The sequence below is a fragment of the Pseudomonas asturiensis genome, assembly GCF_900143095.1.
Lineage (GTDB): Bacteria > Pseudomonadota > Gammaproteobacteria > Pseudomonadales > Pseudomonadaceae > Aquipseudomonas > Aquipseudomonas asturiensis.
The window spans coordinates 39,346-48,625 of the sequence record NZ_FRDA01000015.1; the positions used below are offsets into that span (position 1 = coordinate 39,346).

The 9,280-nt window shown below is 60.6% G+C and carries 9 protein-coding genes; 2 read left to right on the top strand and 7 right to left on the bottom strand.

Annotation, left to right across the window (positions count from 1 at the left end):
* Positions 1-229: 229 nt before the first annotated feature.
* Genes BUB69_RS21925 through BUB69_RS21935 form a run of 3 tightly spaced genes read right to left on the bottom strand, consistent with a single transcriptional unit; the run spans position 230 to position 2,737 of the window.
* A complete protein-coding gene (locus tag BUB69_RS21925; protein WP_073170411.1) occupies positions 230-1,003 on the bottom strand; it encodes a MetQ/NlpA family ABC transporter substrate-binding protein in 774 nt (257 codons plus the stop codon).
* 52 nt (positions 1,004-1,055) lie between these two features.
* Positions 1,056-1,730 carry a methionine ABC transporter permease gene (locus BUB69_RS21930; protein ID WP_024685629.1) on the bottom strand — a complete coding sequence of 225 codons (675 nt, stop codon included), beginning with the start codon at positions 1,728-1,730 and terminating at the stop codon, positions 1,056-1,058.
* The gene (locus BUB69_RS21935; RefSeq protein WP_073170645.1) at positions 1,730-2,737 is read right to left on the bottom strand and encodes a methionine ABC transporter ATP-binding protein; all 1,008 of its coding nucleotides are present in this window, start codon (positions 2,735-2,737) and stop codon (positions 1,730-1,732) included. The genes BUB69_RS21930 and BUB69_RS21935 overlap by 1 nt, the downstream gene beginning before the upstream one ends.
* Positions 2,738-3,047: 310 nt before the next feature.
* On the opposite strand from BUB69_RS21935, the gene katE reads away from it, so the two are divergent.
* Positions 3,048-5,195: a catalase HPII gene (katE, locus tag BUB69_RS21940; protein ID WP_073170414.1), complete on the top strand. Its 2,148-nt coding sequence runs from the start codon at positions 3,048-3,050 to the stop codon at positions 5,193-5,195.
* Between the two features lie 89 nt (positions 5,196-5,284).
* Here katE and BUB69_RS21945 read toward each other — a convergent pair whose 3' ends face one another.
* Genes BUB69_RS21945 through BUB69_RS21960 form a run of 4 tightly spaced genes read right to left on the bottom strand, consistent with a single transcriptional unit; the run spans position 5,285 to position 8,100 of the window.
* Positions 5,285-6,001: a PA5502 family lipoprotein gene (locus BUB69_RS21945; protein WP_073170416.1), complete on the bottom strand. Its 717-nt coding sequence runs from the start codon at positions 5,999-6,001 to the stop codon at positions 5,285-5,287.
* A gap of 38 nt (positions 6,002-6,039) precedes the next feature.
* The gene (gene znuB, locus BUB69_RS21950) at positions 6,040-6,828 is read right to left on the bottom strand and encodes a zinc ABC transporter permease subunit ZnuB (RefSeq protein WP_073170419.1); all 789 of its coding nucleotides are present in this window, start codon (positions 6,826-6,828) and stop codon (positions 6,040-6,042) included.
* Positions 6,821-7,618 (bottom strand): zinc ABC transporter ATP-binding protein ZnuC, encoded by a 798-nt coding sequence (znuC, locus tag BUB69_RS21955; RefSeq protein WP_073170422.1) that lies wholly within the window; start codon positions 7,616-7,618, stop codon positions 6,821-6,823. Before znuC ends, znuB begins: the two co-directional genes overlap by 8 nt.
* A complete protein-coding gene (locus BUB69_RS21960; protein WP_073170426.1) occupies positions 7,618-8,100 on the bottom strand; it encodes a Fur family transcriptional regulator in 483 nt (160 codons plus the stop codon). Before BUB69_RS21960 ends, znuC begins: the two co-directional genes overlap by 1 nt.
* Before the next feature lie 67 nt (positions 8,101-8,167).
* Here BUB69_RS21960 and znuA point away from each other — a divergent pair, with 67 nt between their 5' ends.
* Positions 8,168-9,109 (top strand): zinc ABC transporter substrate-binding protein ZnuA, encoded by a 942-nt coding sequence (gene znuA / locus BUB69_RS21965; RefSeq protein WP_073170429.1) that lies wholly within the window; start codon positions 8,168-8,170, stop codon positions 9,107-9,109.
* The last annotated feature ends 171 nt before the right edge of the window (positions 9,110-9,280 follow it).

Genomic DNA, 9,280 nt, shown 5'->3' on the forward strand with positions numbered 1-9,280 from the left:
CAAGTCCGCTCCCACAAAATATAGTCTCGTCAGTGGGTTACACGCTGTTTGATAAGAGGCGGCTTGCCGGCGATGGCGTCAGTTCAGTCACCGATAGGTGGCTTCAGAAAAAGTATCGCCGGCAAGCCGTCTTCCACATCCCCCGTGTTTGCTGCAAGACAGCGCAGCCCCGAAAAGGCTGCGGTATCTCCCACTGCTCGTTGGCATGCAGCGGTCGGGGGCGTACGGATCAGAACGCCGGAACCACGGCGCCTTTGTATTTCTCGATCAGAAAGGCCTTAAGCTCCGGGCTGTTCAGCGCGGCGACCAGTTTCTTCATGGCGTCCGAATCCTTGTTGTCCGGGCGGGCAACGAGAATGTTGGCGTAAGGCGACTCGGCACCTTCGATGATCAGCGCGTCCTTGGTCGGATCCAGCTTGGCGCTCAGCGCATAGTTGGTATTGATCAGCGCCAGATCGACCTGGGTCAGCACGCGCGGCAGCGTGGCGGCTTCCAGTTCGCGGAATTTCAGGTCTTTGGGGTTGTTCACCACATCCGACGGCTTGGACAGAATGCTGGTCGGATCTTTCAAGGTGATCAGGCCAGCCTTGGCCAGCAGCAACAGCGCACGGCCTTCATTGGTCGCGTCGTTGGGCAGCGCAACGTTGGCACCGTTTGGCAGCTCTTCGAGCTTCTTGAACTTGTCCGAGTAGGCACCGAACGGCTCGACGTGAACCTTGGTCACGGCCACCAGATCAGTACCCTTGCCCTTGTTGAACTCATCCAGGTACGGCTGGTGCTGGAAGAAGTTGGCGTCCATGCGCTTCTGCGACACCTGCACGTTCGGCTGGATGTAATCGTTGAAGACCTTGATGTTCAGGTCCACGCCTTCTTTGGCCAGCGTCGGTTTGACGAACTCCAGGATCTCGGCGTGCGGCACGGCCGAGGCCGCAACGGTCAGGGTTTCGTTGGCCTGTGCGGACAATGCGGTTACAGCGGCCAGTACGGCCAATAGCTTCTTCATGCAACAACTCCTTTGAGGCCCGCCTGAGGCAGGCCAATGCCAACTGATTCGATCAACGGTGTGTGAAGTGCGCGACCAGTCTGTCGCCGACGGTTTGCAGGATCTGCACCAACACCAGCAACAATACGACCGTCACAAACATCACATCGTTCTGAAAACGCTGGTATCCATAACGAATGGCCAGATCACCCAGCCCGCCCGCACCGACCGCACCGGCCATGGCCGTGAACGACACCAGGGCAATGGCCGTCACCGTGATTGCCGCAAAAATGCCAGGCCGCGCTTCAGGCAGCAGCGCCTTGAGGATGATCTGTCGGGTCGTGGCACCCATCGCCTGTGTCGCTTCGATGATGCCGCGATCCACTTCACGCAGGGCGGTTTCCACCAGCCGCGCAAAGAACGGTGTGGCGCCTGCAATCAGCGGCGGCAGCGTGCCGAGAATGCCCAGCGACGTGCCGGTAATGATCTCGGTCAGCGGCATCATCACGATCAGCAGGATGATGAAGGGCAAGGCGCGCAGCATGTTCACGATCAACCCCACCGTGGCATACAGCTGCTTGTGTTCCAGCAACTGGCGCGGCGAGGTCAGAAACATCAGCACGCCCAGCGGCAGGCCGAGCAGGATGGTGAAGCCCAGCGAAATACTCAGCATGATCAGCGTGTCGCCGGTGGCGACCCAGATCTCGTACCAGTCGACGTTGGAGAACAGGTTCAGAAAAGCGTCCATCAGCGCAGCACCTCCATGTGAACATCCGCGGCGGTGAAGCGGGCGAAGGCAGCGTCCATGTCGCCGCCGGTGATGGCCAGCGTCAATTGCCCGTAAGGCGTGTCCTTGATGCGGTCGATACGACCGGCCAGGATGCTGTAATCGACGCCGGTTTCCCGCGCCACGGTGCCCAGCAGCGGCGCGTAGGTGGCTTCGCCCTGGAAGGTCAGGCGCACGATGCGGCCCTCGACATGAGCGAAGTCATCGCGTTGTTCGTTTTCATCGATCTGTTCGTCTTCCTGCACGAAGCGCTTGGTGGTGGGATGCTGCGGGTGCAGAAACACATCGGCCACGTTGCCCTGCTCGACGATCACGCCAGCGTCCATGACCGCCACCTGATCGCAGACACGACGGATCACGTCCATCTCGTGTGTGATCAGCACAATGGTCAGTTTCAGTTCGCGGTTGATCTCGGCCAGCAGTTGCAGGACCGATGCCGTGGTCTGTGGGTCCAGCGCGCTGGTGGCCTCGTCGCACAACAGAATCTTCGGCTTGGTGGCCAGGGCGCGGGCGATGCCGACGCGCTGTTTCTGGCCGCCTGATAATTGTGCCGGGTACTTTCTGGCGTGATCGGACAATCCCACCCGCTCCAGCAACTCGGCCACGCGCTGATCGATCTGGCTGCGCGGCATGTCGCCTGCCAGCGTCAGCGGCATGGCGACGTTGTCGGCCACGGTTTTGGAGGCCAGCAGGTTGAAGTGCTGGAAGATCATCCCGACCTGCTGGCGAAAACGCCGCAGGCCATTGGCGTCGAGCGCGGTGACGTCTTCACCGTCAACCACGATCTGCCCGCCGCTGGGCGTTTCCAGACGGTTGATCAGGCGCAGCAGGGTGCTTTTACCCGCACCGGAATGGCCGATCAGACCGAACACCTGGCCGTCTTCGACGCGCAGGCTGGTGGGGTGCAGGGCCGGAATTTCCTTGCCTGCCACCCGATAGGTTTTGTGGACGTTATGAAACTCGATCACGGAGCGAACCTTGTGGGGGCGCGTTAAAAAATCAGCGCAGCGGACAGTGCCCGCCTGCTTCGTTACCTCGGCCGGATTGAGCCGGGCGCGCATTTTAGCGTGTCCGGCCGGCTGTGCTTAGCATTAATTTGCGGGTCAGCCTGCCTAATGGACATAACGCGACCACTGGTGCCAAAGGTCAAAAAATAAACGGAACGGCTATTTTTTACCCCGGTCACTTTAGGGATACCGTGATTTCCCGCGCACGTCAGGGAGGTCGTATTCAGCGAACCCAACTCAATGATTGGGTCGAAAATGAGGATTTTTTCTGATGGCTGACAAGAAAACACCGGTTACTGGAACGCCCAAAAGCGAACTGGCCGGCACCGACACCCTGGATCGTGGCAACACCAATGCCAAGCTGGACAGCCTTGAGCAGTTCCGTTCCGACGCAACCCAACAGGCACTGCGCACTAATCAGGGTGTGAAGATTGCCGACAACCAGAACACCCTCAAAGTCGGCAGCCGTGGCCCATCGCTGCTTGAAGATTTCATCATGCGTGAAAAGATCACGCACTTTGACCATGAGCGCATTCCCGAGCGTATCGTCCACGCCCGCGGTACAGCGGCGCATGGTTATTTCCAGACGTACGAAGACCAGAGCGCGCTGAGCAAGGCAGGTTTTCTGCGTGATCCGGGCCAGAAAACCCCGGTGTTCGTGCGTTTCTCGACGGTGCAGGGGCCGCGCGGTTCCGGTGATACCGTGCGTGACGTGCGCGGTTTTGCGGTCAAGTTCTACACCAACGAAGGCAACTTCGACCTGGTCGGCAACAACATGCCGATCTTCTTCATTCAGGACGCCATCAAGTTCCCGGACTTCGTGCATGCCGTGAAACCTGAACCGCACAATGAAATCCCTACCGGTGGCTCGGCGCATGACACCTTCTGGGACTTCGTCTCGTTGGTGCCGGAATCCGCGCACATGGTGCTGTGGACCATGTCCGACCGTGCCATTCCGAAAAGCCTGCGCACCATGCAGGGCTTCGGTATTCACACCTTCCGCATGATCAATACCGAAGGCAAATCCAGCTTCGTGAAGTTCCACTGGAAGCCCAAGTTCGGCGTCTGCTCGCTGGTCTGGGATGAAGCCCAGAAGCTGGCCGGCAAGGACACTGACTTCCACCGCCGCGACCTGTGGGAGTCCATCGAGATGGGCGACTACCCGGAATGGGAACTGGGCGTGCAAATCGTGTCCGAAGAAGACGAGCATAAGTTCGACTTCGACCTGCTGGACCCGACCAAGATCATTCCCGAGGAGCTGGTGCCAGTAACGCCGCTGGGCAAGATGGTGCTCAACCGCAACCCGGATAACTATTTTGCCGAGACCGAGCAGGTCGCGTTCTGCCCGGGCCACGTGGTGCCAGGCATCGACTTCTCCAACGATCCGCTGCTGCAAGGCCGTCTGTTCTCCTACACCGACACGCAGATCAGCCGTCTGGGTGGACCGAACTTCCACGAGATCCCGATCAACCGCCCGGTTTCGCCCAACCATAACGGCCAGCGTGATGCGCAGCATCGCACCACCATCAATAAGGGCCGCGCCTCCTACGAGCCGAACTCCATTGACGGCGGCTGGCCGAAAGAAACGCCTGCTGCCGCTGTGGATGGCGGTTTCGAGACGTATCCGGAGCGCGTCGAGGCGCACAAGGTGCGTGAGCGCAGCGAGTCGTTCGGTGATCACTTCTCCCAGGCCACGCTGTTCTTCAACAGCATGAGCCACCACGAGAAAGAGCACATCATCGCGGCTTACAGCTTCGAGCTGGGCAAGGTCGAGCGCGAGTACATCCGTGCCCGTCAGGTAAACGAGATTCTGGCCAACATCGATCTTGAGCTGGCCAGCCGAGTGGCGGCGAACCTGGGTCTGCACGCGCCGACCCAAGGCACTGTTGCTGCGCGCAAGACGTCGTTGAAAGAGTCGCCAGCACTGAGCCAGGACAATTTGCTGTCGGGCGATATCGTTTCGCGCAAGGTTGCAATCCTGGTGGCCAATGGCGTGGACGGCAAGGCTGTGGAGTCCATGAAAGCTGCACTGGAGAAAAAAGGCGCACACGCCAAGGTGCTTGGTCCGACCTCTGCACCGGTCAAAACGGCCGATGGCAAAGACCTGCCGGTCGACGCCTCAGCCGAAGGCCTGCCATCTGTGGCGTTCGACGCCGTGTTTGTGCCGGGCGGGGCTAAATCGGTGGAAGCGTTGAGCACCGACGGTGTAGCGCTGCACTTCATCCTGGAAGCTTACAAGCACCTCAAGGCCATCTCGCTGTCGGCGGAGGCCAAAGAGCTGCTCAAGCTGTTGCGCCTGGAAGAAGATGCGGGTCTGCTGTGTGTGTCGGATAGTGCTTCGTTCGAAGCGTTCTTTGACGCTATGGCACAGCACCGTGTCTGGGCGCGTGAACCAAAAGCCAAGGCTGTTCCGGCTTGAGGATCTAGCCCGCTGAAAAAACCCGCGCACAGCGCGGGTTTTTTCATGACCCTACGTGGAGCATTCCGCGTAGGGCCTCAAGGGCGTGATCAGGACCTGGCGGGTGTCAGCACAATGTAGGCCTGTTCCTTGCGATTGATCTGGCGGCTCATGTCCAGTTCGAAATCCGGATTGATCTTCACCACGCGCTTGGCCAACAGCGTTGCCAGCCACGGATAATCATCTGTGCGCGGGACGACCAGCAGCACCTGACAATTGAACGCTACGGTATCTGCCGCGATGTCATCCAGTTGCCGACGCAACTGTGGCATGTCGCCGATCTTCAGGTCGATGGTGGTGCTCAGTGCCGACGGATCAATCAATTTCGCTACGCGACGCGCTTCGGCTTCGCGCAGTTCAGCCTCTGCTTTTTCCAGCTCGGCCTTGCGTGCATGCGCGATGGCGCCATTCACGCCGCTGGTAAGCGCTGGCGCTTTTGGCATCAAGGCACGGGCGCGGCTCAAGGCATTGGCCGCGGCATTCATGTCACCCTTTTGCAGACCGATCTGGCTGCGGCTCAGATAGGCCTCGGCCAACCGACGCTGAAAGGCTTCCAGACGAATGTCGGTAGGCGCCGATGCCTGCAACGCAGCGAGCTGGTCTTCGGCGGTCGCCAGCTCATTGCTGGTGATGCTTTGATCAAGCTGCGCGAAGCCGCTCAGCGGTGCCTCGGCCACAGGCGTATCGACTGTTGGCGCACTCTGACAGGCACCCAACAGGATGGAAAAGGCGATCAGCAGCAGATGGCGTGGGGCGAACGGCTTCATTCCTGCGATTCTCTAGTTTGCGCAAAAAACGAGCAAGTCTACACCGCTCGCTTGGGGAGAACAAAGCTGAGCAAGAACAACGCCGCAGCGGATACCACTATAGACGGTCCGGCCGGGGTGTCCTTGAACCACGATAACGATAGCCCAATACACACCGCCGTCACGCCCAGCAGGCTCGCGCCCAGTGCCATCTGCTCAGGAGAGCGTGCGTGACGTTGTGCCGCAGCCGCCGGGATGATCAGCAGCGAGGTAATCAACAGCACACCGACGATTTTCATCGCCACGGCGATCACCACCGCAATCAACAGCATCAGCGCCATGCGCAGCGCAGCGACCGGCAAGCCTTCGACCTTTGCCAGTTCTTCATGCACGGTCACCGCCAGCAACGGTCGCCACAGCGTCACGATCATCACCAGCACCAGGGCGCTGCCGCCCAGAATCCAGGCCAGATCGGTCGGACTGATCGCCAGCAGGTCGCCGAACAGATACGCCATCAGGTCGATACGCACTTCATGCATGAAGCTGAGCACCACCAGGCCAAGCGACAAGGTACTGGGCGCAAGAATCCCCAACAGGGTGTCCGACGCCAGTGGCTGGCGCTGTTGCAGTGTAACCAGCACCACCGCCAACAGCAGGCAGCCACAGGTCACGGCAATGGTCGGGCTGACATCCAGCAGAAAGCCCAGCGCAACGCCCAGCAAGGCGGCGTGAGAAAGGGTGTCGCCAAAATACGCCATGCGCCGCCAGACCACGAACGACCCCAGGGGGCCAGCGACCACGGCCAGGGCAACGCCTGCGAGCAAGGCATACAGTAGAAAATCAGCCATGCTTGCAGCCGTCTCCATGAACATGAGTGTGGGAATGCGCGGCCGGGGTGGAGGCATCACTCACGACTTCGCCATGCAGATCATGGGCGTGGTCGTGATGGTGGTGATAGATCGCCAGACTCTGCGCGTTCTTGCCGAAGAGTTCGACGAACGCCGGGTCGTGGCTGACCTGCTCGGGGTGCCCGGAACAGCAGACATGGCGATTCAGGCACACGACCTGATCGGTCGTACTCATCACCAGATGCAGGTCGTGAGACACCATCAGTACGCCGCATCGATGACGGTCGCGCAAACGGGTGATCAGGCTGTACAGCTCGGCCTGGCCCGCCACATCGACGCCCTGCACCGGCTCGTCGAGCACCAGCAGTTCAGGCTCGCGCAGTAACGCGCGCGCCAGCAGAACACGCTGCATCTCGCCACCGGAAATGCCCTGAAGCGGACTGTCGATAACCTTTTCGGCGCCGACCTCTTCCAGTGCGGCCAACGCTGCTGTGCGGTCCACGCCGGGAACCAGGCGCAGAAAGCGCAGCACCGACAACGGCAGGGTCTGGTCGATATGCAGCTTCTGCGGCATGTAACCGATACGCAGTTTAGGCTTGCGCCACACGCTGCCGGAGTCAGGCTTGAGCAAGCCGAGTACGGCACGCACCAGCGTGGTCTTGCCCGCGCCGTTGGGGCCGATCAGGGTCACGATCTCGCCGGGTTTGACGCTCAGCTGGATGTTGTCCAGCACGTTTTGCCCGGACAACGTGACGGCAACCTGTTCCAGACGAATCAGCGCATCACTCATCAGGCGGCCTTGCAGCCAGCGCAGATTCCGACGATTTCGACCGTCTGGCCTTCGACGTCGAAGCCGACTTCGACGGCCGCATTGACGACGGCATTGCTGATGGCCGGGTGCTGCAGCTCGATGGCGGCGTGGCATTCGCGGCAGATCAGGAACTGGCCCTGATGCGCGTGGGTCGGGTGGTTGCAGCCGGTGAAAGCGTTGAGCGAGGCAATACGATGAACCAGGCCGTTTTCCAGCAGGAAATCCAGGGCGCGGTAAACCGTCGGCGGTGCAGCGCGACGACCATCTTCTTCGCTCAGGACCGCGAGGATGTCATAGGCACCCAGCGGCTTGTGACTTTGCCAGACCAGCTCCAGCACGCGGCGACGCAACGCCGTCAGGCGCAGGCCTTGTCGGGTGCACAATGCATCGGCTTCGGCGAGGGCCGAATGCACGCAGTGGGAGTGATCATGGGGGCGACTAGCCAGGGGAGTATTGGGCATGAGCAGCGACGATATTTGCCAGAGACGTTATTATGTTACCTGTTCCCGCCCGATATGAGTGTTTTACGTGCGCCGTCTTCTTAACCTTTTTGTCGTTTTGTGGGCCAGTCTGCTGGTCGTTCCTTTCGCTCAGGCCGAAGTCAAAGTCCTCACCAGCATCAAGCCGCTGCAACTGATTGCCGCGGCTGTGCAGGATGGCGTCGGTTCGCCCGAGGTGCTGTTGCCGCCCGGCGCGTCGCCCCATAACTATGCGCTGCGGCCATCCGACGTACGGCGTGTGAGGGACGTTCAGTTGCTCTACTGGATCGGTCCGGACATGGAAACCTTCCTGCCGCGTGTCCTTCAAGGCCGCAGTCTGCCATCGGTGGCTGTGCAGACCTTGCCGGGCATGCATTTGCGCCATTTCGGCGAGGACAACGCGTCTCACGATGATCACGATCATGACGACGATCAGGGCGCTGATGAGCACGACCACGATCACATGCCCGGCAGCCTGGATTCCCACCTGTGGCTCTCGACGGTCAACGCCCGGGTGATCGCCGCGAAGATGGCGGCCGATTTCGGCGCAGCCGATCCTGCCAACGCGGCGCGCTATACCCGCAACGCCGAGGCCTTCGCCAAGCGTCTGGATGCGCTGGACAGTCGCCTCAAGACTCAACTGGGCGCGGTGTCCGGCAAGCCGTTTTTCGTGTTCCATGAAGCGTTCGATTATTTCGAAGAGGCTTACGGCCTCAAGCACGCTGGCGTGTTCGCCATCGCGGCTGAAATCCAGCCCGGCGCACAGCATGTGGCGGCGATGCGTGAGCGCTTGAAAGAAGCCGGCAAGACCTGCGTGTTCAGCGAACCCCCGCTGCGGCCGCGCCTGGCGGAAACCCTGAGCGCCGGACTGCCGGTCAAACTGGCTGAGCTGGACGCATTGGGCGGTTACACGGCCGCGACCGCACAGGGTTACGAGCAGGTGTTGCAGAAGCTGGCGGATGATCTGAGCGGATGCCTGTCGGGGATTTGAACAGCGACTGATCGTGCCTACGCTCCGCGCTCATCGTTCTACACAAGCCTGGAAGACGCAAAACGGGGCCAGAGCGAAAGGGGCTGACTGGAGAGTATCTGACTGAACGCAGTCCCCGTGGGAGGCGGCTTGCCGGCGATGGCGTCCGTTCAGTCACCCATATGTCGCTTC

What these genes read in the sequence shown, in the direction of transcription:
- BUB69_RS21960 (WP_073170426.1), bottom strand. Translation starts at nt 8,100, where the DNA reads ATGCCCAATACTCCCCTGGCTAGTCGCCCCCATGATCACTCCCACTGC.
- znuC (WP_073170422.1), bottom strand. Translation starts at nt 7,618, where the DNA reads ATGAGTGATGCGCTGATTCGTCTGGAACAGGTTGCCGTCACGTTGTCC.
- znuB (WP_073170419.1), bottom strand. Translation starts at nt 6,828, where the DNA reads ATGGCTGATTTTCTACTGTATGCCTTGCTCGCAGGCGTTGCCCTGGCC.
- BUB69_RS21930 (WP_024685629.1), bottom strand. Translation starts at nt 1,730, where the DNA reads ATGGACGCTTTTCTGAACCTGTTCTCCAACGTCGACTGGTACGAGATC.
- katE (WP_073170414.1), top strand. Translation starts at nt 3,048, where the DNA reads ATGGCTGACAAGAAAACACCGGTTACTGGAACGCCCAAAAGCGAACTG.
- BUB69_RS21925 (WP_073170411.1), bottom strand. Translation starts at nt 1,003, where the DNA reads ATGAAGAAGCTATTGGCCGTACTGGCCGCTGTAACCGCATTGTCCGCA.
- BUB69_RS21945 (WP_073170416.1), bottom strand. Translation starts at nt 6,001, where the DNA reads ATGAAGCCGTTCGCCCCACGCCATCTGCTGCTGATCGCCTTTTCCATC.